Annotated in this window: 23 protein-coding genes and 2 tRNA genes; 6 read left to right on the top strand and 19 right to left on the bottom strand. The window is 62.1% G+C overall.

Annotated elements, in window-relative coordinates:
* Positions 1–21 precede the first annotated feature (21 nt).
* From P7A97_RS04465 to P7A97_RS04455, 3 genes are read left to right on the top strand one after another with little or no spacing between them, the layout of a single operon-like run.
* Positions 22–2,085 carry a TonB-dependent receptor gene (locus P7A97_RS04465; RefSeq protein ID WP_277688726.1) on the top strand — a complete coding sequence of 688 codons (2,064 nt, stop codon included), beginning with the start codon at positions 22–24 and terminating at the stop codon, positions 2,083–2,085.
* The gene (locus P7A97_RS04460; RefSeq protein WP_277688725.1) at positions 2,082–3,512 is read left to right on the top strand and encodes a PepSY domain-containing protein; all 1,431 of its coding nucleotides are present in this window, start codon (positions 2,082–2,084) and stop codon (positions 3,510–3,512) included. The genes P7A97_RS04465 and P7A97_RS04460 overlap by 4 nt, the downstream gene beginning before the upstream one ends.
* Entirely contained in the window at positions 3,509–3,973 is a 465-nt protein-coding gene (locus tag P7A97_RS04455; RefSeq protein WP_277688724.1) for a copper chaperone PCu(A)C, read from the top strand. Before P7A97_RS04460 ends, P7A97_RS04455 begins: the two co-directional genes overlap by 4 nt.
* Here the strand turns inward: P7A97_RS04455 and P7A97_RS04450 are convergent, their stop codons facing one another.
* From P7A97_RS04450 to dapA, 6 genes are all read right to left on the bottom strand, one after another.
* Positions 3,974–4,726, bottom strand: a complete 753-nt coding sequence (locus P7A97_RS04450) for an RES family NAD+ phosphorylase (RefSeq protein ID WP_277688723.1) — start codon at positions 4,724–4,726, stop codon at positions 3,974–3,976.
* Between the two features lie 29 nt (positions 4,727–4,755).
* Positions 4,756–5,127 (bottom strand): antitoxin Xre/MbcA/ParS toxin-binding domain-containing protein, encoded by a 372-nt coding sequence (locus P7A97_RS04445; protein WP_277688722.1) that lies wholly within the window; start codon positions 5,125–5,127, stop codon positions 4,756–4,758.
* 136 nt (positions 5,128–5,263) lie between these two features.
* Positions 5,264–5,353 (bottom strand) — tRNA-Ser (locus P7A97_RS04440).
* Positions 5,354–5,476: 123 nt separating this feature from the next.
* Positions 5,477–6,346 (bottom strand): phosphoribosylaminoimidazolesuccinocarboxamide synthase, encoded by an 870-nt coding sequence (locus P7A97_RS04435; protein ID WP_277688721.1) that lies wholly within the window; start codon positions 6,344–6,346, stop codon positions 5,477–5,479.
* Between the two features lie 83 nt (positions 6,347–6,429).
* Entirely contained in the window at positions 6,430–7,545 is a 1,116-nt protein-coding gene (bamC, locus tag P7A97_RS04430) for an outer membrane protein assembly factor BamC (protein ID WP_277688720.1), read from the bottom strand.
* 17 nt (positions 7,546–7,562) lie between these two features.
* On the bottom strand, positions 7,563–8,441 hold the full coding sequence (gene dapA / locus P7A97_RS04425; protein ID WP_277688719.1) for a 4-hydroxy-tetrahydrodipicolinate synthase: 879 nt from the start codon (positions 8,439–8,441) through the stop codon (positions 7,563–7,565).
* A gap of 168 nt (positions 8,442–8,609) precedes the next feature.
* On the opposite strand from dapA, the gene P7A97_RS04420 reads away from it, so the two are divergent.
* Both P7A97_RS04420 and P7A97_RS04415 read left to right on the top strand, forming a co-directional pair.
* Positions 8,610–9,167 carry a glycine cleavage system protein R gene (locus P7A97_RS04420; RefSeq protein WP_277688718.1) on the top strand — a complete coding sequence of 186 codons (558 nt, stop codon included), beginning with the start codon at positions 8,610–8,612 and terminating at the stop codon, positions 9,165–9,167.
* A 19-nt stretch (positions 9,168–9,186) separates the two neighbouring features.
* Complete coding sequence (locus tag P7A97_RS04415) at positions 9,187–9,660, top strand: peroxiredoxin (RefSeq protein WP_277688717.1); 474 nt, start codon at positions 9,187–9,189, stop codon at positions 9,658–9,660.
* A 48-nt stretch (positions 9,661–9,708) separates the two neighbouring features.
* On the opposite strand, the gene P7A97_RS04410 is transcribed toward P7A97_RS04415, so the two are convergent.
* Positions 9,709–9,948 carry a sulfurtransferase TusA family protein gene (locus P7A97_RS04410; protein ID WP_277688716.1) on the bottom strand — a complete coding sequence of 80 codons (240 nt, stop codon included), beginning with the start codon at positions 9,946–9,948 and terminating at the stop codon, positions 9,709–9,711.
* Positions 9,949–10,047: 99 nt separating this feature from the next.
* Between P7A97_RS04410 and P7A97_RS04405 the strand changes: the two genes are divergently transcribed.
* Complete coding sequence (locus tag P7A97_RS04405) at positions 10,048–11,478, top strand: M48 family metalloprotease (protein WP_277688715.1); 1,431 nt, start codon at positions 10,048–10,050, stop codon at positions 11,476–11,478.
* Positions 11,479–11,535: 57 nt separating this feature from the next.
* Here P7A97_RS04405 and nadA read toward each other — a convergent pair whose 3' ends face one another.
* The 12 genes from nadA to ruvB all read right to left on the bottom strand — a co-directional run bounded on the left by nadA (position 11,536) and on the right by ruvB (position 20,669).
* Positions 11,536–12,594, bottom strand: coding sequence for a quinolinate synthase NadA (gene nadA / locus P7A97_RS04400; RefSeq protein ID WP_277688714.1), 1,059 nt, complete (start codon positions 12,592–12,594; stop codon positions 11,536–11,538).
* A gap of 135 nt (positions 12,595–12,729) precedes the next feature.
* Positions 12,730–12,805, bottom strand: a tRNA-Lys gene (locus tag P7A97_RS04395).
* A 56-nt stretch (positions 12,806–12,861) separates the two neighbouring features.
* Positions 12,862–13,536, bottom strand: coding sequence for a 7-cyano-7-deazaguanine synthase QueC (gene queC / locus P7A97_RS04390; RefSeq protein WP_277688713.1), 675 nt, complete (start codon positions 13,534–13,536; stop codon positions 12,862–12,864).
* A 16-nt stretch (positions 13,537–13,552) separates the two neighbouring features.
* On the bottom strand, positions 13,553–14,200 hold the full coding sequence (gene queE / locus P7A97_RS04385) for a 7-carboxy-7-deazaguanine synthase QueE (RefSeq protein ID WP_277688757.1): 648 nt from the start codon (positions 14,198–14,200) through the stop codon (positions 13,553–13,555).
* 117 nt (positions 14,201–14,317) lie between these two features.
* On the bottom strand, positions 14,318–15,133 hold the full coding sequence (gene ybgF / locus P7A97_RS04380; protein ID WP_277688712.1) for a tol-pal system protein YbgF: 816 nt from the start codon (positions 15,131–15,133) through the stop codon (positions 14,318–14,320).
* Positions 15,134–15,139: 6 nt separating this feature from the next.
* On the bottom strand, positions 15,140–15,637 hold the full coding sequence (gene pal / locus P7A97_RS04375; protein WP_277688711.1) for a peptidoglycan-associated lipoprotein Pal: 498 nt from the start codon (positions 15,635–15,637) through the stop codon (positions 15,140–15,142).
* A 56-nt stretch (positions 15,638–15,693) separates the two neighbouring features.
* Positions 15,694–16,935, bottom strand: coding sequence for a Tol-Pal system beta propeller repeat protein TolB (gene tolB / locus P7A97_RS04370; protein WP_277688756.1), 1,242 nt, complete (start codon positions 16,933–16,935; stop codon positions 15,694–15,696).
* A 53-nt stretch (positions 16,936–16,988) separates the two neighbouring features.
* On the bottom strand, positions 16,989–17,951 hold the full coding sequence (gene tolA, locus P7A97_RS04365) for a cell envelope integrity protein TolA (RefSeq protein ID WP_277688710.1): 963 nt from the start codon (positions 17,949–17,951) through the stop codon (positions 16,989–16,991).
* Entirely contained in the window at positions 17,951–18,409 is a 459-nt protein-coding gene (gene tolR, locus P7A97_RS04360; RefSeq protein ID WP_277688709.1) for a protein TolR, read from the bottom strand. Before tolR ends, tolA begins: the two co-directional genes overlap by 1 nt.
* A 10-nt stretch (positions 18,410–18,419) precedes the next feature.
* Positions 18,420–19,091, bottom strand: coding sequence for a protein TolQ (gene tolQ, locus P7A97_RS04355; protein ID WP_277688755.1), 672 nt, complete (start codon positions 19,089–19,091; stop codon positions 18,420–18,422).
* 29 nt (positions 19,092–19,120) lie between these two features.
* Positions 19,121–19,564, bottom strand: a complete 444-nt coding sequence (gene ybgC / locus P7A97_RS04350; protein ID WP_277688708.1) for a tol-pal system-associated acyl-CoA thioesterase — start codon at positions 19,562–19,564, stop codon at positions 19,121–19,123.
* Between the two features lie 52 nt (positions 19,565–19,616).
* Positions 19,617–20,669, bottom strand: coding sequence for a Holliday junction branch migration DNA helicase RuvB (ruvB, locus tag P7A97_RS04345; protein WP_277688707.1), 1,053 nt, complete (start codon positions 20,667–20,669; stop codon positions 19,617–19,619).
* Positions 20,670–20,673: the final 4 nt, after the last annotated feature.

Raw genomic sequence — 20,673 nt, 5'->3', positions numbered from 1 at the left:
TCGCCGTACCGGATCGGAACCATGACAAGAACCACAGACGTACTCCTGCGCCCCCTCTTCGTGCCCACCCTGCTCGCCCTGAGCCTGGGCTTCGCCCAACAGACCAGCGCCGCGCACAGCCTGGAACTGGACAGCACCCATATCGAAGGTCGCCAGGCCAGTGACCCCACCGCCCCCAGCCTGGCCGAGAAACAGGCCGAGTTCGCCCACATTCCCGGCGGCGCCGAGGTGGTGGACGCGGAAAGCTACAAGAACGGCCGCACCAGCAACCTGCAGGACGCCCTAGGCCTGGCCACCGGCGTGTTCATCCAGCCGCGCTTCGGCGCCGAGGAGGCGCGCCTGTCGATTCGCGGCTCGGGGCTGCAACGCACCTTCCATGGCCGCGGTCTGCTGCTGATGCAGGATGGCGCGCCGATCAACTCGCCCGATGGCAGCTTTGACTTCCAGAGCATCGAGCCATTGGCCACCGACCATATCGAAGTGCTGCGCGGTGCCAACGCCTGGCGTTACGGCGCGGCCAACCTGGGGGGCGCGATCAACTTCGTCAGCCCCACCGGTAAGACCGCACCGCCAGTCACCCTGCGCATGGAAGGTGGCAGCTTCGACTACCAGCGCCTGTACGCCGCCTTCGCCCAGGACTTCGGCGCCTGGGACGCCTTCATCAGCCTAAACGACTATGCCCAGGACGGCTTTCGCGACCACGCCCACCAGGACAACCAGCGTTACTTCGCCAACCTCGGCGGGCGCATCAACGAGCGCCTGTCCACGCGCTTCTACCTGACCCACGTGGAAACCGATTCGGACCTGCCGGGCAACCTGACCAAGGCCCAGCTACGCGACAATCCGGAGCAGGCGACCTCCCTGGCCCTGGACCAGCAGCGCGATTTCACCCTCAACCGCCTGGGCAATATCAGCGTCCTGGAACTGGACGGCGGCCATAGCCTCGAATTGGCCACCTACTACAGCGAGAAGTCGCTGTTTCACCCCATCTTCCAGGTACTGGACGTCGACTACGAAGACTACGGCCTGCGCCTGACCCACAAGTGGCAGAACGACGCCGGCTGGCGTTGGCAGGGTGGCCTGGACAGCAGCCACGGCCGCGCCTGGGACTCGCGCTACGCCAACCTGGGCGGACACCGGGGCAACAAGCTCAATGAGCTGCACCAGACCGCGCGCAACCTCAACCTGTTCGGCGAGCTGGAAATCCCGCTGGCCGAACGCTGGGCGCTGATCACCGGCGCGGCCTGGCAGCACCAGGAGCGCGACGTGGACGACCGCCTGCGCTGCAACGCCTTCGTCACCGGCTTCTGCCTGCCGCAGGACGAATCCTTCAACAAGACCTACATCGGGCGCAGCGGGCGCATCGGCCTGCGCCATGACCTGAATGAAGAGCTGCAACTGTTCACCAATTTCAGCCAGAGCTTCGAGCCGCCGACCTTCAGCGAGCTGTCCGGCGGCGCCATCGTCAGCGAGAACGACGCACAGAAGGCCAACACCCTGGAAGCCGGCCTGCGCTGGAATCGCGACCACCTGGATATCGACCTGGCGGTCTACCGCAGCGAGATCCGCGACGAGCTGATTGGTTACACCGACCCGACTCGCCCCAGCAACGTGATCACCACCAACGCCGACCGCACCATCCACCAAGGCATTGAGCTCGGCGCGGCCTGGAGCCTGGGCGACTTCGTGCTGCGCGGTCAGTACCTGTTCAACGATTTCCGCTTCGACAATGACGAAACCTACGGCGACAACCGCATCGCCGGCGTACCACGCCAGTTCCTCAAGGGTGAAGCGCTGTGGCAGCGCGCCGGCTGGTACGCCGGCCCGACGCTGGAATGGGTGCCGACCCACTACGCGGTTGACCATGCCGAAAGCCTGTACGCCGAAGGCTACGCCATCTGGGGTCTGAAGAGTGGCTACCGACCAGGCGAGGGCCTGGGCTTCTTCGTCGAGGGGCGCAACCTCGCGGACAAGAGCTACATCGCCACCACCGGCGTAGTGGCCAACGCCAACGGCCAGGATGCTGCATTGTTCCTGCCGGGCGATGGCCGCAGCCTGTATGTCGGCCTGGAGTGGCGGATGTGAGCTGGCGTCAGCGACTGCTGCGGCTGATGCCGTGGCACCGACGCCTGGCACTGCTGGCCTGCGTCGGCATCTTCACCTGGGCTATCAGCGGCATGCTGCACCCTCTGATGAGCGCACTGCAGCCACGTCCGGCGCAGACCATGGCGCCCCGTCCGGTATTGCCGCTGGAGCAGTTGCGGGCACCGGCGCAGGTACTGGCCGACGCGGGCATCGCCACGGTGGCAGGCCTGCGCCTGCTGCGGGTGGATGGCGAACCCTATTACCAGGCGCGCCTACCCGGCCAGGCCGAGCCACGCTACTGGCATGCTCGCAGCGGAGCGCCCGCCGACCTTACCGCCCGCCATGCGCGGGCACTGGCCGCCCACTACCTCAGCAGCCAGGAGCCCCTGCGTTACAGCGGTAGCCTGACAGCCTTCGACAGCGAATATGGATTCATCAACCGCCTGCTGCCGGCAGCGCGGGTCGATAGCGCGCGTGAGGATGGCCTGAGGCTGTATGTCGATCTCTATCAGGATCGCCTCGGCACCCTGGTGGACGACCGCAAGGCCTGGTTCAGCCTACTGTTCCAGCAGCTGCACAACTTCGCCTGGCTGCAGCCCGTGGAGGGCTGGCGCATCGCCTTGATGCTGCTGTTGCTGGTCTGCGTAGCCCTCACCCTGGCAATGGGTATCACCCTGTTCCTGGCCAGGCGCCGGGCTCCCACCCGCCTGCGCCGCGCGCATGGCTGGGGCGGCTTGCTGCTGGCCGTGGCCGGCTTCGGCTTCCTCTTCAGCGGCACCTGGCACCTGCTGCACAAGCAGAAGGCTCCGACTGCGCTGCAGCCATTCACCGCGCAACTGGCCAGTGCCAGCCTGATCGCCGCACCCGACGCAGGCTGGCTCCCCGCAGGCAGCAGGCTGCGACAGCTGAGTCTGGTCGAGCTGGATGGCGAGCCCGCCTGGCGCCTGCAGACAGACCGTGCCCTGCACTACCGTAGCGCCAGCGGCCAGGCGTTGGATGCGGCTGCCGTCCAGCGCTATCTGCAGCAACGCCTTGCTCACTACGCCACACAGGCTGGGCTCGGCGAACCACTGCAGGTCAGCCTGCAGACCGGCTTCGACCACGACTACGGCTTCATCTTCAAGCGCCTGCCGGTGTTCAAGGCCAGCTATGCCGATGCAGGCAACACCGCCCTGTATATCGACCCACTGGATGGAGCCCTCGCCGCCCGTGTCGACGATGCCGACCGCAGTGAAGGTGCCACCTTCGCCTACCTGCACAAATGGGAGCTGCTCGGCCATCTGAGCAAGCCCGTCAAGGACCTGGCTCTGAGCCTGACCGCCCTGGCACTGGTAGTCTTGGCCCTCAGCGGCCTCTGGCTGTACGCCCGGCGACCGCGCCGTGCGCCTGCCACCTCATTCACCGCCCCACAAGGAGAAACACCATGAAAGCGCACAAGCTTCTGCTGCTGGCCGGCCTGCTGGTCTCGCCGCTGCTGGCCCAAGCCCACGAGTACAGCGCCGGTCAGATCCACATCGATCACCCCTGGTCGCGTGCGATGCCGCCGAGCGTGCCCAATGCCGCCGCCTTCTTCGTCCTGCATAACCAGGGCGACAGCGCGGACCGCCTGATCTCAGCCAGCAGCCCGCAGGCGCAAAAGACCGAGATTCACGAGCATGTGCACAAGGATGGCCTGATGAAGATGCAGCAGGTGCAAGGCATCGATGTACCGGCCGGCGCCGAGGTGAAGCTGCAGCCCATGGGCTACCACGTGATGCTGTTCGGCGTGCAGAAACAGGCCCAGGATGGAGAGCGCTTTCCGCTTACCCTGCGCTTCGAAAAGGCCGGTGAGGTGCAGGTCGAGGTTGCCGTGCAAAAGGATGCTCCGGCCAGCGAGCACCAACACTGATCAGGCGGGCTGCGGCAGGCGCCCGTCCACCAGATAGAGATCAAGGGCAAACAGGCGCGGGATATCCGGCGCCTGGGCGCTCTTGAACGCCACATAGCCTGCCGTGGTCTCGCACAGCCAGGTCTGCTGGTTGCGCGGGCGCTGCTCACTGAACGCACTCGGCGCGTACAGCGCCACGTTGCTGCCCTGCAAGGGACAGCGTGCCGATGGATACTCGAAAGCCTCCACACCTGCCTCGCGCATGGCGCTACCCAGCGCCTGAGTGGCGGCGTAATCACTGCGGTGCATCAATGCCTCGCGAAAGCGATCAAAAGGCGGCATGTGCAGCCGAATACCATGCTCGACCTGATAGCGCGCCTCGAACGACGAATGCTCAGAGACAATCCGCCCACTCGGTGGCGGCTCGACCATGCCCTGCCAGAGCACAAAGCGGTAGAAAGCCGTTTCCGCCATCGCCGTTTCCAGGCGACAGGCGGCGTAGAACAGACTCGGCTCATGGCGCCGCCCGAAACGCGAGCCCCAGCGCAGCGGCGGATAACGAAACGGCGTATGCAGCAGGTAGTGCAGCGGCTCATCGCTGCGCGGCAGCGGCGGCTTGCTGGTTTCCAATAGCTGCTCGAGCAAAGCCTGCTCTTCCAGGGTGTCCACCAACTGCAAGGTGGCGACCTGCTCCTGATTCTCCACCAGCCGCACCAGACGGCCCCGCAGCGGAATGATCTGCTCGACGCCCGCGCAGGCATGCCAGATGTCCATATCGAAACTCGCTTAGGTCGCCCAGACCATCAAACCTTGCCACGAATGGCATCGAGATACTCCACCACCCGCACCAGGCCCTGGACCCGGCTCATCTGCTCGAGCGGCACACCGGCCAGGTGACGATTCTCGGTGCGCAGAAAATGGCGCATGTCTTCAAGATTACCGCCGAACAAGGCGAACAGGGCGCGATAGGCACGAACCAGCAGCAGGGCCAACTCTCCCGTCTTGCTCTGTGGCCGTAACCCGCCACTCTCGCTCCAGCGACTGATGGCAGAACGGTTAACGCCCACGATGGCAGCCAACTCCTGCTGGGTCAGCCCCAATTGTTCACGGGTATTGAGCAGGGCCTTGAGCAGAACAGCCTCGGCCTCGACTCCGGGTTTGCTGAGGGCACTCATGGTAGCCTCTTAAATGTTCGTTAAACTCAAAAGTAGCAGATAAAGAGCAAAACAAACACCAATGACTCGATGCCAGCCAATTTTCCGAGACAACAAAAAACCCCTGGAACCAGTGATTCCAGGGGTTTTCCATGAATGGCGGGAAGATAGGGATTTGAACCCTAGGTGCCATTGCTGACACAACGGATTTCGAATCCGTCCCGTTCGACCACTCCGGCATCTTCCCAAAGCGGTGCGCATGATACCAGTTGACGAAACGTAGTCCAGAAATTTTTCTTGTTTGATCAGATGCTTGCGCCGCACCCATGAAAAAGGGCGCCGCAGCGCCCTCCTTCTATAGCCCAATCACTCATTGAGTCAGTCGAGTGAGCGCCTCGCGGTACTTGTCGGCGGTCTTTTGAGCAACGTCAGCCGGCACGGCTGGCGCGGGCGGCTGCTTGTTCCAGCCGGTGGACTCCAGCCAGTCACGTACGAACTGTTTGTCAAAACTCGGTGGATTGCTGCCTTCGGCATAGCTGTCGGCCGGCCAGAAACGGCTGGAGTCAGGAGTCAGCGCCTCGTCCATCAGCGTCAGGGTACCGTCTTCATCCAGACCGAACTCGAACTTGGTGTCGGCAATGATGATGCCGCGGGTCGCTGCGTATTCGACCGCGGCGCTATACAGGGCGATGGCGGTGTCGCGCACCTTGGCGGCCAGTTCCTTGCCGATGATAGCCTCGCACTGCTCGAAGCTGATGTTTTCGTCATGATCACCAACAGCAGCCTTGGTCGAGGGCGTGAAGATCGGCTGCGGCAGCTTGGCTGCCTCCTTGAGGCCGGCCGGCAGCTGGATACCACAGACGGTGCCGCTCTTCTGGTATTCCTTCCAGCCCGAGCCGACGATATAGCCACGCACGATGGCTTCCACGGCTACCGGCTTGAGGCGCTTGGCGACTACGGCACGCCCTTCGACCAGGGGCAACTCGGCAGCCGGCACCACATCCTCGACCTTGTCGCCGGTAAAGTGGTTGGGTACCAAGTGACCCAGCTTGTCGAACCAGAAGTTGGAGATAGCAGTGAGAATCTTGCCCTTCTCTGGAATCGGTTCGTTGAGAATCACGTCGAAGGCCGACAGGCGATCCGTGGCGACCATCAGCATGCGCTTGGCGTCGATCTCGTAGAGATCACGGACTTTGCCCGAATAGATTTTCTTCAGGCTCAGGGTGCTGGGAGTTGTCATGTCGAATTTCCGCCTGGTTTAAACGAAACAGGCGAAACCCACCGGGTTTCGCCTATCGATTGGCTGCGAGCACGGCGCTCAACTCAGCCGAGGTTGTCCTTGATCAGGGTCAGCACGCGCTGCGCCGTGTCTGCCGGAGCGGCGGTATTGATGTCCTTCTCCACCGAGACCTGGACCTCGCCATTGGCACCGCTGGTCAGACGCACCTGATAACGCTCGGCACGCGCGTCGATCTCTTCCTGGCTCGGCTCGCTACTGAACAGACCGCTGATAAAGCCCTTCTCTTCTTCCGGCTTCTTCGCGCCTTCGGCCATGTTGACGTAGTACACGCCCAGGCTGCGGTTGATGTCATCGATGCGCACATCACCCAGCTCCAGTGCGCGACCGACGCTGGACCAGGCACGATCGAAATCGGTGCTGAGGTTGAGCACCGGGTTGCCGGCACCATCGGTGGTCAGGTTGACGCGGTTGGGGGCGTCGTAGCTGCGCGCGGCCAGCAGAGAGACCGATCCATGTTCGGCGGTACTGCTCAGGTCGGCGAGCATGCCATCAAGCAACGAGGCTTCCAGGCTGGCGATCCCGGTACGCGCCGGGAAAGCCACATCGGCAGTGCTGTCCTCATCACGCTCAACACTGGCCACGAAGACTTCGCTGGTGCCGCGCACAACACCCGGTTCGATGCGCACACGCACGCGGACCTGGTTGTCCTCATCGGACAGCAGACTGCCAACTCGGCGCCCCATGGACGGCGCCAGCTCTGCCGGGGTTTGCCACTCGGTATTGAATTCGCCGGTTTGCGGGCGCTCTTCAGCAATACGGAAACCATTGTTCTCGAAGTAGGAGCGGGCCACCGGCCAGACCGCCGACGGATCACGCTGCGCCACCAGCCAACGCGAGTCGCCGCTCTTCTGCAGGCTGAACTGGCTGGCTTCACCACTCACGCCCATCGGCTGCGGACGCGGCACTTCAAACTCCTGCGGAGTCTGGGTGCTGGTCGCGACATGCGCCGGTACCGGCAACAGTGGATCGAGACGCTTGGCATCGACATCGGCCGGCAGCTGCATCGGCGCAGTCTGACGCGCGTCGAGGTAATCGGTGGAACGATCACGGAAGTAACCTTCGTCACCCCAGAGCCAGCCGCAGCCGCTGGTGCTGGAAATGATCAGGGCAAGGGTGGAAAGACCAGCCAGTCGCTTCATGCGTATTACTTCCTCGATTAAGCCAGGACGCCGGTCTGGCGCATGGCCTGACGCAGCGGTTCGTGACAGCGCGGGCTGAGCCAGGTCAGCGGCAGACGAATACCGTCGGCCATCAAGCCCATCTCGTGCAGGGCCCACTTCACCGGAATCGGGTTGGATTCGATGAATAGATTCTTGTGCAGCGGCATCAGGCGCTCGTTGATGGCGCGGGCAGTAGCGGCATCACCGGCAATCGCGGCAGCACACAGCTCGGCCATGGCACGCGGGGCGACGTTGGCAGTGACCGAGATATTGCCCTTGCCGCCCATCAGCATCAGCTCGACGGCGGTCGCATCGTCACCGGAATAGACCAGGAAGTCGGAGCTGACGCGGTCCAGGATGTCCTTGGCACGCTGCAAATCGCCAGTGGCTTCCTTGATGCCGATGATGTTGGCGATCTTGGACAGGCGCTCGACGGTCTCCGGCAGCATGTCGCACACGGTACGGCCCGGTACGTTGTAGAGAATCTGCGGGATGGCCACAGCCTCGGCAATATGGCGGAAGTGCTGGTAGAGACCTTCCTGGGTCGGCTTGTTGTAGTACGGGGTCACCAGCAGGCAGGCATCGGCACCGACGCTCTTGGCGTTCTGGGTCAGCTCGACGGCTTCACGGGTGCTGTTGGCGCCGGTACCGGCGATCACCGGGATACGCCCGGCAACCTGATCGACCACGCGACGAATGACTTCGACATGCTCGTGCACATCCAGCGTGGCGGACTCGCCCGTGGTGCCGACGGCAACTATTGCATTGGTGCCTTCCTGCAGGTGGAAATCCACCAGTTTGTGCAGGCCATCCCAGTCCAGACCACCCTGAGAATCCATGGGCGTGACCAGTGCCACCATGCTGCCCGAAATCATGCAACCGCTCCTGCCGGAAAAAGAGAGCGGTAATGGTACTGGCGCCACCTGTGTTGCACAAGCGAACCCGCGGGGCTGCCAGCATTCCCCTGAGCGGCGCTTTTCGCTACCCTTCCGGCTTTACCCGGTGCTGCTCAGGCACCCTCTCTCCCTTTTCAGGAAGGCTGCATGTCCACCCCCTCGGTTCGCGAACAATTCCTCGTCATCAGCGCCCTCGGCGCCAACCCCATGGAGCTGACCAGCGTGCTCTGCCGCGCGACCCAGGAGAACCGTTGCGGCGTGGTTAGCAGCCGCCTCACCCGCCACGGCGAATACAGCGCCCTGACGCTTCAGGTCAGCGGCAACTGGGACGCCCTGGCCCGCCTGGAAGGTGCGCTGCCGGGCCTGGCCAAGCGCCACAGCTTCAGCGTCAACATGACCCGCAGCGCCGCCCTCGATGTACGCCCCAATGCTCTGCCCTACGTGGCCTATGTCAGTTGCGCCTATCGCCCGGACATCCTCAACGAGCTGTGCCAGTTCTTCGCCGATCATCGCGTCGAACTGGAGAACATCACCTGCGACACCTACCAGGCGCCACAGACCGGCGGCACCCTGCTGAATGTCACCATCACCGTGACACTGCCCGCAGGCACCCAGATCAGCTGGCTGCGCGACCAGTTCCTCGACTTTGCCGATGCCCTCAACCTGGACGCCCTGATCGAACCCTGGCGCCCGCAGAATCCGTAATAGATAGAAGGAGCAGACGATGGCCGTGACCCTTGACCAACCGGTTGCCGATTTCAGCGCCGCCGCCACCAGCGGCCTGCAGGTGAGCCTGAGCGCCCTCAAGGGCCAGCAGGTCGTCATCTATTTCTACCCGAAGGACAGCACGCCCGGCTGCACCACCGAAGGCCAGGGCTTTCGCGACCACTACCCGGCGTTTCAGGCGGCCAACACTCAGGTCTTCGGGGTGTCGCGCGACGGCATGAAATCTCATGAGAACTTCAAGTGCAAGCAGGCCTTCCCCTTCGAGCTGATCAGCGACAAGGATGAAGCGCTCTGTCAGCTGTTCGATGTGATCAAACTGAAGAAACTGTACGGCAAGGAATACCTGGGCATCGACCGTAGCACCTTCCTGATCGACGCCAAGGGCGTGCTACGTCACGAATGGCGCGGCGTGAAAGTGCCGGGCCATGTCGAAGAAGTACTGGCCGCCGCACAGGCCCTCAACCAAGCCTGACCCATCTAATAAAGAAGGCCGCAACCGCGGCCTTCTTCGTCAATGGCATCAGGCTTTCTTCAGCCAATAGCGGAATACGCCACCTTCCTCCTCCTCGCGCAACAGTTCATGGCCCGCCAGCCGGGCGAAAGCACGAAAGTCACGTTGCGAGCCAGCATCGGTGGCCGTCACCTTGAGCACCGCGCCGCTGGCCAGACGGTTCAGCTCCAGCTTGGCCTTGAGCAGCGGCAGCGGACAACTCAGGCCGCTGGCGTCGAGCTCGGCATCGCAGGCAGGGATATCAGTCATGGGCATCTCCTCGAGGGCCGGCAAGGATACCGTACAAGCCTGGCCAGCGGCCCACCGAGCCAGCTAGAGTAACGACTTTGTCCAAGCCAGAGCCTCTGCATGAACTTTCTGCGCCCGACCCTGCTTGCCCTTGCCTGCCTGACGCTGCCAGCAGGCGCCAGTGATCTGCCCTCATTGGGCGACGCCAGCTCCTCCATCATCTCACCCGAGCAGGAGCACCGCCTCGGCCGGGCCTGGCTCAGCATGCTGCGCGGCCAGGTCGATCAGCTGTCCGACCCACAGCTCAAAGACTTCGTGGAAACCAGTGTTTACCGCCTAGCTGAAACCAGTGAGCTACAGGACAAGCGTCTTGAGTTCGTTCTGCTCAATAGCCCGCAGATCAACGCCTTTGCTGCCCCCGGCGGCATTGTCGGGGTCAATGGTGGCCTGCTGCTCAATGCCAAAACCGAAGCCGAGTACGCCTCGGTGATGGCCCACGAACTGGCGCACCTTTCCCAGCGCCACTTCGCCCGCGGCGTGGAAGCGCAGCAGCGTATGCAGGTGCCAGTCATGGCGGCCATGCTCGCCGGCATCGTCGCGGCAGCGGCTGGCGCAGGCGATGCCGGCATTGCCACCATGATGGGCGCTCAGGCTGCTGCCATTCAGGAACAGCGGCGCTTCTCACGACAGAACGAACAGGAAGCCGACCGAATTGGCCTGCTCAACCTGGAAAGAGCCGGCTATGACCCACGCGCCATGCCGAGCATGTTCGAACTGCTGATGCGCCAGTACCGCTACGACTCGCGCCCACCGGAATTCCTGTTGACTCACCCGGTGACCGAATCGCGTATCGCCGACACCCGCAACCGCGCCGAACAATTCCCTGCAGGCGGTATCGTAAACAGCCTGAACTACCAGCTGATGCGTGCGCGCACCCAGCTGCTCTTCGAGGAAACACCCGGCATTGCCGCCAAGCGCTTTCGCGCCATGCTCGATACCGACCCCACGCTCGAAGCCGCCCGCTATGGCCTAGCGATCGCCCTGATCAAGGGCGGCCAACACGAGCAGGCCCGCAAAGAACTGAACGAGTTACTGAGCAAGTCGCCCAACAGCCTGCCTTACAACCTGGCCATGGTCGATGTGGACAGTGCCACCAAGCGCCTCAGCGACGCACAGCGCCGTATCGAGCGCTTACGCGAGCTGTATCCGGAGAGCTATCCACTGGAACAGGCACGGATCGATCTGCTGCTTAAACAAGGCCAGAACCAGCAGGCTGAAGCGGCTCTCGATCAGCTGCTCAAGCAACGTGGCAATGACCCGGACGTGTGGTATCAGGTTGCCGAAGTCCGCGGACTGACCGGCAATATCATCGGCCTGCACCGAGCACGCGCCGAGTTTTTCGCCCTGGTTGGCGACTACGACCAGGCCCTGGAACAACTCGACCTGGCCAAGCGCCGTGCCAGCAGCAACTTCCCAATGGCCTCACGCATCGACGCTCGCCAACAGCAGCTGCAGGAAGAGAAGAACGCTATCGACAAGATGATGCGCTAATAACTCGCACCATGAAAAAGCCCGGCGTTTGGCCGGGCTTTTTGTTTGCATGGACAATCAGGCGTTGCCGCTCAGCTTCATCCGCGCCGCCTGAGTGAAGTCCAGCATACGCTTGAGCGGTCGCACCGCCCGCGGAATCAGCGCCGGGTCGACCAGAATCTCGTTGCTCCCCTCGCGCAGGCACTGCAGGGTGCGCTGCAAGGTGTTCATAGCCATCCAGGGGCAATGTGCACAGCTGCGACAAGCAGCGCCATTACCCGCCGTGGGTGCCTCGATGAACGCCTTGTCCGGACATAGCTGCTGCATCTTGTAAAAGATGCCGCGGTCAGTGGCGACAATGAAGGTCTTGTTCGGCAGGGTTTGCGCGGCCTTGATCAATTGGCTGGTTGAACCGACTGCATCGGCCAGCTCGATCACCGCCTCCGGCGATTCCGGGTGAACCAGCACCGCAGCATCCGGATACAGGGCCTTCATGTCCTGCAACTGCTTGGCCTTGAACTCCTCGTGGACGATGCAAGCCCCATCCCACAGCAGCATATCGGCACCGGTTTCACGCTGGATATAGCGCCCCAGGTGCTGGTCCGGCGCCCAGAGAATCTTCTCGCCGTTGTCCATCAGGCTCTCGACGATCTCCAGCGCGCAGCTGGAGGTCACCACCCAGTCGGCACGCGCCTTCACTGCCGCCGAGGTATTGGCGTAAACCACCACGGTACGGTCCGGATGCTGGTCGCAAAAAGCCGAGAACTCATCCACCGGGCAACCCAGATCCAGCGAGCAAGTGGCGTCTAGCGTCGGCATCAGCACGCGCTTCTCCGGATTGAGGATCTTCGCCGTTTCCCCCATGAACTTGACGCCAGCGACCACCACGGTCTGCGCCTCGTGTTGATTGCCGAAACGGGCCATTTCCAGGGAGTCGGATACGCAACCACCGGTTTCCTCGGCCAGCGCCTGAATGACCGGGTCACAATAATAGTGGGCCACCAACACGGCATTCTGCTTCTTCAACTCGGCAGCGATTTCGCTGCGGTAGAAGGCTTCCTGCTCTGGCGTCAGTGCCACCGGCTGCTTGGCATCGAGATGCGCCTGAACCAGAAGGCGTTCGGAAATCTGCGTCATATCATCAAACCTGCGGGCGCTCATACGCGAGCGGCGAGTATACACCCAGGTCCCGGCAGCCGGCTGGGGAGCCGACCCGGGCGACATCTTTTCGCGGGGCAAAAAAAAGCCAGTCTTGCGACTGGCTTTGCGATCTGGTGGGTCGTGTAGGATTCGAACCTACGACCAATTGGTTAAAAGCCAACTGCTCTACCGACTGAGCTAACGACCCAACGCGGGGCGTATAATACTGATTTAATTCAGGAAATCAACACTCCACGAAAAAAATTAGCGATATCGGGTCGGATCCGCGACGCCCGCCGCGACAAAACCGGCGGCTCGCAGGCGACAGCTGTCGCACTTACCGCAAGCGCGCCCCTCATCATCAGCCTGGTAACAGGAAACGGTCAGGCTGTAATCCACGCCATGACGCAGCCCGACCTCGACGATCTGCGCCTTGCTCAGGTTCTGCAACGGGGCCTGAATACGAAAGCCATCGCCCTCGACACCCTCGCGCGTCGCCAGGTTGGCCATCCGCTCGAATGCCTCGACGAAGGCCGGACGGCAGTCCGGATAGCCCGAGTAGTCGACCGCGTTCACCCCGATGAAGATATCGTGGGCGCCCAGCACCTCGGCCCAGCCCAGCGCCAGCGACAGGAACACGGTGTTGCGCGCCGGCACGTAGGTCACCGGAATCCCTTCGGTGGGCCCCTCCGGCACGGCAATGGAAGTATCGGTCAGCGCCGAGCCACCGATGCCGTTCAGGTTCAGGCCGATCACCTTGTGCTCGACCGCACCCAGCTGCGCCGCGACCCGCTCGGCGGCCTGCAGCTCGGCACGATGCCGCTGCCCATAGTCGAAGCTCATGCTGTAGCAGGAGAACCCCTGCGCCTTGGCCTGCGCCAGCACGGTTGCGGAATCGAGGCCGCCCGAGAGCAGTACCACGGCTTTCTTGTCAGTCATGCGAGTACGCTCCTGTTCAGTGACCCGGCTCGTCGTTCCAGAGAATCTTGTGCAACTGCAGCTGGAAACGCACGGGCAGATTGTCCTCGACGATCCAGTCGGCCAAGGCCTGGGCACTGACCTGCTTATGGCTAGGCGAAAACAGCACCTCGCCAGCGCGCTGATCGAGGCGGTATTCAATCATTTTGGAAACCGCCCAGTCGTAATCCTCGCGCGAGCAGATGACGAACTTGACCTGATCCCTGGCGGTCAGCTCGGCCATATTGCTGTAGAGGTTGCGCGCAACTTCCGCAGAGCCCGGCGTCTTGAGATCGACCACGCGGCTCACCCGCCGATCGGTGGCCGCGATGTCCATGGCGCCGCTGGTCTCCAGCGACACGTCGTAACCGGCATCGCACAGGCGCTCAAGCAACGGGATGCAGTTCGGCTGAGCCAGAGGCTCGCCACCCGTCACACAGACATAGCGCGGCTTGAAACTGGCGACCCGGGCACAGATCGCCTCCAGGGTCATGATCTCGCCGCCGCTAAAGGCATAGGCAGTGTCGCAGTACTGGCAGCGCAGCGGGCAACCAGTCAGGCGAACGAATACCGTGGGCAGGCCACTGGTACGCGTCTCGCCCTGCAACGAGTAGAAAATCTCGGTAATGCGCAGGGTTTCTTGCATATAGGCACCGGGCGTGACGGCGAAACAGGCCATCCGCCTCCGTTGCGGTTGAATAAGGCCGGCGATAGTAACGAAAAAGCCCGCGACGAGCGCGGGCTTTCTGGTCGACAGGGGTTCCTACTGCAAGCGCTGCAAATCGCGCTGCGCCAACTGAGCGGCCGATGTGCCCGGGTACTGGGCAACCAACTGCTGCAAAATACCCTTGGCGTTGGCGGTATTACCCATGCGCTGCTCGACATCAGCAAGCTTAAACAGGGAGTCCGGCACCTTGGCATGGGTCGGGTAGTTGGCGCTGACCAAGGCAAAGGCACGCCCTGCAGCCTGTAGGTCACCCTTGGCCAGGTTGACTTCGCCCAGCCAGTACTGCGCGTTACCGGCGTACTGGCTTTGCGGGAATTTGCGCAGGAAACCGTCGAAAGCCTGACTGGCCTTGTCGAAGTCCTTGGCCTTGATCAGATCGAAGGCAGCGTCGTAATACAGCTTTTCCTTCGCCGGATCGGCAGGTTCATTGCTCGCCGCCGGAGCCTGCTGGCTCGGTGCGCTAGGAGTACCGGCCGCATTGATCGCACCGGACTGAGAATTCTGGGCAGGTGCCTGAGCACCGGCAGTACCGCTTTGCAGGCGGCCATCGAGATCCTGGTAACGCGCCAGGCTTTCCTGCTTGAGGCGCTGAATCTCGTTTTGCTGCTCTTCAACCATGCCACGCAGCTGAGCAATCTCTTGCTGCATCTGCTGCAGTTGCATGAACAGCTCGCCCTGCGCCGAGGTCGGGGTTACAGCCCCGCCCCCGGCGTAGGCGCCACTCGTACCGTAACCAGCAGGTGGGTAGCTGCTGCCGTAACCGGCACTGCCATCCACCACGGGAACCTCAGCCCAGGCCGCGAGCGGCAGGGCCAATACCAGAGAGGTCAGGATACGAGGGCACTTATGCATAGCGAATTACTTACGCAGTTCTACGCGGCGGTTCTGAGCCCAGGAGGACTCGTCGCTACCAGTAGCAACCGGACGCTCTTCGCCATAGGAAACCAGTTCCAGCTGAGCCGGGGAAACGCCCTGCAGCACCAGGTAGCGCTGAACGGCCTGAGCACGACGCTCGCCCAGAGCCATGTTGTACTCGCGGGTGCCGCGCTCGTCGGTGTGGCCTTCCAGAACGACGCGAGCGCCGTTGCCTTTCAGGTCCTTGGCGTGTACGTCCAGAGCGCGCATGGCTTCCGGCTTCAGGTCGGAGCTGTCGTACTCGAAGTAGAAAGTGGTGATGGCGCGCAGAGCGGCTTCTTCGCTCAGAGCGCCGTCAACGCCGCTACCGCCAGCGTTGTAGCCAGCGTTCGGGTCTACAGCGCCTTCGCCGGAGGTGTCGCCGCCTTTGGAGGAGCAACCTACAGCCACGGCCAGAGCCAGGCTCAGAGCAGCAAATTTGCCGAATTTAAGCATATCCATGATGGACTCCTAATGATCCCAGGTGTGTTTAAGAAAGTGTTGGTTCTGATACCGCATCAGTTCAGGTATGGGGACCACGAAGGCTCTCGGACATCGCCTTGAGCGGTAGGAATTGGGAGCCTAACGCGCCCATTGGTGGACACGAGCATCAAGACTCCCCGGCCCTGCTGGCGGGTGGCGTAGATTAGCATGGTGCCATTTGGCGCAACAGTGGGCGAATCATCCAGACTGGTCTCGGAAAGGATGCGCAAACGACTGGTTACAAGATCCTGAGCCGCCACTTTGAAGTTGGTAAAACCATCCTGACGATGAATCATTACCAGGGTCTTCTCGTCGGCAGAAAGTTTCGGGTTGGCGTTGTAGTTGCCGGTGAACGTTACCCGCTCGGCTCCGCCACCGATCCGCTGCTTGTAGATCTGCGGTTTGCCGGCGCGGTCAGACGTGAAATACAGAGTCTGTCCGTCCTTACCCCAGAACGGTTCGGTATCGATGGCGTAGTGGTTGGTCACGCGCTGCAGTTGACGGGTCCCCAGATCCATCACGTAGATCTCCGGGTTACCGTCCTTGGACAGCACGAAGGCCAGGCGGTTGCCATCCGGCGAGAAGGCCGGCGCACCATTGAGCCCCTCGAAATTGGTGATCTGCTCGCGGCGACCGGTATCGACATGCTGAATGAAGATGCGCGGGCGACGCTGTTCGAAGGACACATAGGCGATGCGGCGACCATCTGGCGCATAACGTGGCGACAGAATCGGTTCGCGCGACTGTAGCAAGGTCACGCCACGGGCACCGTCATAGTCGGAGCGTTGCAGCGTGTAACGGGTATTGTTGACGCCAAAACGCTCGGCGGTGACGTACAGCATCTTGGTGGAGAAAGCGCCCTTGACCCCGGTGAGTTTCTCGAACGCCTGATCGGCAGCGTAGTGCGCCATATCACGCAATTGATCGGTGGTACCGCCAACGGTGCCGGCCATCACCTGCTGCTGAGTCGCGACGTTGAACAGTGCGTATTGAGCCTGCAGGCGCGCGCCGTTGGGCACGATGCTGCCGACCATCACGTACTGGGCGCCGATGGCCTGCCAGTCGCGGTAGATGATCTCGGCTGCCGAAGTCGGCAGGCTGATCATGTTCTGCCGCGGAATCGGCTCATACATGCCGCTATTACGCAGATCGTTACCGATGATGGTGGCTAGATCCTCCGGCAATACGGTGCCGCCCTGCCAGCCAAACGGCACCACCGCGATGGGGATAGCCCGATCGGCACCACTGGTCACCAGAATGTTCTTCTCTTCGGCCATGGCCAGACTGGCAACACAGCAAAGCGTCAGCAGCAGGCCTCGAAACATAGTGATCACAGATCCAGATCCTCTGGGGTAAAGGTCATCTTGAACGAACGATAGGCATTGAAGTCACTCGGGTTCATGCCACTCATCTCCGGTATGCGGCCCACATTACGCACTGCAGTGACCGCCGAACTGTCGAAAGCGCCATCGCCACTGGAGCGCGACACAGCTGCGTTGGTGATGGTGCCGTCGGGCAACATGTTGATCTGCACCACTACACTCATCCCGTTACGCGCTGATGGCGGGCGGCTCCAGTTCTGCGATACCAGCTGGCGGATCAGATCATCATAGTTACCTGCCACCTGATCGCCGACCTCATCGGCCAGCGCCTGCTGGCGCTCAGTGGTATCCGAGAGTAGCTCGGCCAGCGCCTGCGCCTTCTTCTCTTCCGCCGACTTGCGCGCCGCTTCGGCGGCTTTGCGCTTCTGCTCAGCTTCCGCTTTCTTCTTGGCCTCTTCAGCCTTCTTCTTGGCTTCCTCGGCTTTTTTCTTCTGCGCCTCGTAAGCCTTCTTCTTGGCCTCTTCGGCGGCTTTCTTTTTCTCTTCTTCCGCTTTCTTCTTGGCGATATCAGCCTGCTTCTTCTGCTCGGCTTTTTTCGCCTCCTCGGCTTTCTTGGCTTCAGCCTGTTTTTTCGCTACCTCGGCCTGTTTGGCCGCCTCAGCTTTCTTTTGTTCCGCAGCTTGTTGTTTCTGCTGCTCTTCCTTTTTGGCTTCCAGCTGCTCGGCCTCGAACTGGCGCGCAGCCGTTTTCTTGGCTTCGCCGGCGATTTTCTGGTTGGTCTGGGTAGTCGCCTGGCTTTGCGACTTGAGCTGGTAGAGCGTCGCCTGAACGATCGGCTTGCTCGGCGGCAGCTCAGGCGCGAAGTGGAAGCTGACGAACAGCATGGCGAACATCAGGGCGTGCAATGCTACAGCCCAGATGGTCGGCCAGAAGTAGCTTTCCGAAGAGGAGCGCGTGCTCTGCTGCTGCATCAGGGCGCCTCGGTGATCAGCCCGACGTTAGCCACGCCAGCCTCTTGCAGGCCGCCCATCACGGCCATTACGGAGCCGTAGTCGACCGCCTTGTCGCCACGCACGAAGACCTGCACCTTCTTGCCCTGGCTGGCGTTCTGATTGAGGATCGCGCCAACCGTCTGCACCAGTTGCGGCAGTGCAGTCGCGGTTTCGCTGGCCTTGCCCTGGTCCGGGTCGACTTCCTCACCCATGTTCCAGTAGTAGGTCTTGTCGGCCTTGATCGAGATGGTCAGCACGCGGGAGTCGTTATCCTGCGGTAGCACCTCGCTGGAGACCTTGGGCAGGTCGACTTTCACGCCCTGGTTGAGCATGGGCGCGGTCACCATGAAGATCACCAGCAGCACCAGCATGACGTCGATGTAGGGAACGACGTTCATCTCGGCGACGGGCTTGCGTCTGTTGCGAATTCGGGCCATGGGCTAGATCTCAGTCGTCCGAGGTGTGGACCTTGCGGTGCAGGATCGCCTGGAATTCGTCGGCGAAGGTGTAGTAGCGACCAATCAGACGCTCGCCCTGTGCCGAGAAACGGTTGTAGGCGATCACCGCGGGAATTGCGGCGAACAGGCCAATGGCAGTGGCGATCAGCGCCTCGGCGATGCCTGGCGCCACGGTCGCCAGGGTGGCCTGCTGCACGGCGCCCAGCCCACGGAAAGAGTTCATGATGCCCCACACGGTGCCGAACAAGCCGACATAAGGGCTGGTGGAGCCCACGGTGGCGAGGAACGGCAGACTGGTTTCCAGCTTCTCTTCCTCGCGGGAAATGGCCACCCGCATGGCGCGAGCCACACCATCCATGACCGCATCAGGATCAACACCGGCCTGCTGACGCAGGCGGGAGAATTCCTTGAAACCGGCACGGAAGATCTGCTCCACACCGCAATCGGGGTCAGGATTGCTGCCGGCCTGGCGATAGAGCTTGGACAGGTCGATGCCCGACCAGAAGCGCTCTTCGAACACTTCCAGGGACTTCTTCGCGGCACGCAGCATGGTGCTGCGCTGGAAGATCATGATCCAGGACACCACCGAAGCGGCGACCAGGCTCAGCATAACCAGCTGCACCACGACACTGGCATTGCTGATCAGGCTCCACATCGACATATGGTCAACGGTGTTGGCTGCTTCCACGCTTACTCTCCTACTGGAACGGAAGCCGCACCGGCGAAGGCCGCACGCAGCGCCTCGGGTATGGCACGGGGTTTCAAATTGTCGGCACGTACGCAGGCCACCAGGAACTGCCCCTCGCAAAGCAACGCATCATCCATGACTCGCCTCACCTGTTGACGGAAGCGAATGCTGGCACGGTTCAACTCCATCACCTCAGCACTGATAAAGATTTCGTCGTCCAGCTTGGCCGGTGCGTGATAGCGCGCCTCGGCGGAATGCACGACGAACAGCAGGTTCTCGTCGACCAGCTGCGACTGGGCGAAACCCAGGTGCCGCAAGCGCTCGGTACGAGCCCGCTCCATAAACTTGAGGTAATTGACGTAGTAGACGATGCCACCGGCGTCGGTATCTTCGTAATACACCCGACTGCGGAGGACGAAAGGCTTGGCCTCGTTTTGTGCGCGCATACTCTAGTGCTAGCTCCCTGGGTTGCCAATTGGGGTCGGCAACTATTTTTTGTTACTCGTCGCTGCCGCCGAACAAGTCGGCGGTTGGCGTATCGAGCAGGCGCTTGGGCAGATTCAAGCCGAAGTGCAAATATGCGTGTCGAGTGACCACCCTGCCCCGCGGCGTACGCATGATGTAACCCTGCTGGATCAGATAGGGCTCGAGCACATCCTCGATGGTGCCCCTTTCCTCACCAATGGCCGCCGCCAGGTTATCGATGCCGACAGGCCCGCCATCGAACTTGTCGATCATGGCCAGCAGTAGACGTCTGTCCTGGTGGTCGAAGCCACGCTCATCCACATCCAGCATGTTCAACGCCTGATCAGCCACCGCGCGGCTGATTTGCCCACCAGCACGCACCTCGGCGAAATCGCGCACCCGACGCAACAGTCGGTTGGCGATACGCGGTGTGCCACGAGCGCGGCGGGCGATCTCGAAAGCCCCCTCGGCGTCGATGGCCAGCCCGAGAATGGCGGCGGAACGACTGACGATGGTCGCCAGATCGGCATTGGAGTAGAACTCCAGGCGCTGGACGATGCCAAAGCGGTCACGCAGCGGATTGGTCAGCATGCCCGCACGCGTAGTCGCACCGACCAGAGTGAAGGGCGGCAGATCAAGCTTGATCGAACGCGCCGCAGGGCCCTCGCCGATCATGATGTCGAGCTGAAAGTCCTCCATGGCCGGGTACAGGACTTCCTCGACCACCGGCGACAGACGATGGATTTCATCGACGAACAGCACATCTCCGGCTTCCAGGTTGGTCAGCAGCGCAGCCAGATCGCCCGGACGTTCCAGCACCGGGCCCGACGTACTCTTGATGGAGACACCCATTTCCTGAGCAATGATATTGGCCAGGGTGGTCTTACCCAGGCCCGGCGGGCCGAAGATCAGGGTGTGATCCAGTGCCTCTTGACGATTCTTGGCGGCCTGAATGAACAGCTCCATCTGCTCGCGCACCACGGGCTGACCGATGTATTCGGCCAGCTTGAGCGGGCGAATGGCACGGTCAAGCTGTTCATCGCGCTCACGACTACTGGCTGTGATCAGGCGGTCGGCTTCGATCATCGCG

It is taken from the genome of Pseudomonas sp. GOM6 (assembly GCF_029537485.1).
GTDB lineage: Bacteria > Pseudomonadota > Gammaproteobacteria > Pseudomonadales > Pseudomonadaceae > Aquipseudomonas.
The sequence above is the reverse complement of the archived record's forward strand: the minus strand, read 5'-3'. Positions and strand labels throughout refer to the sequence as shown.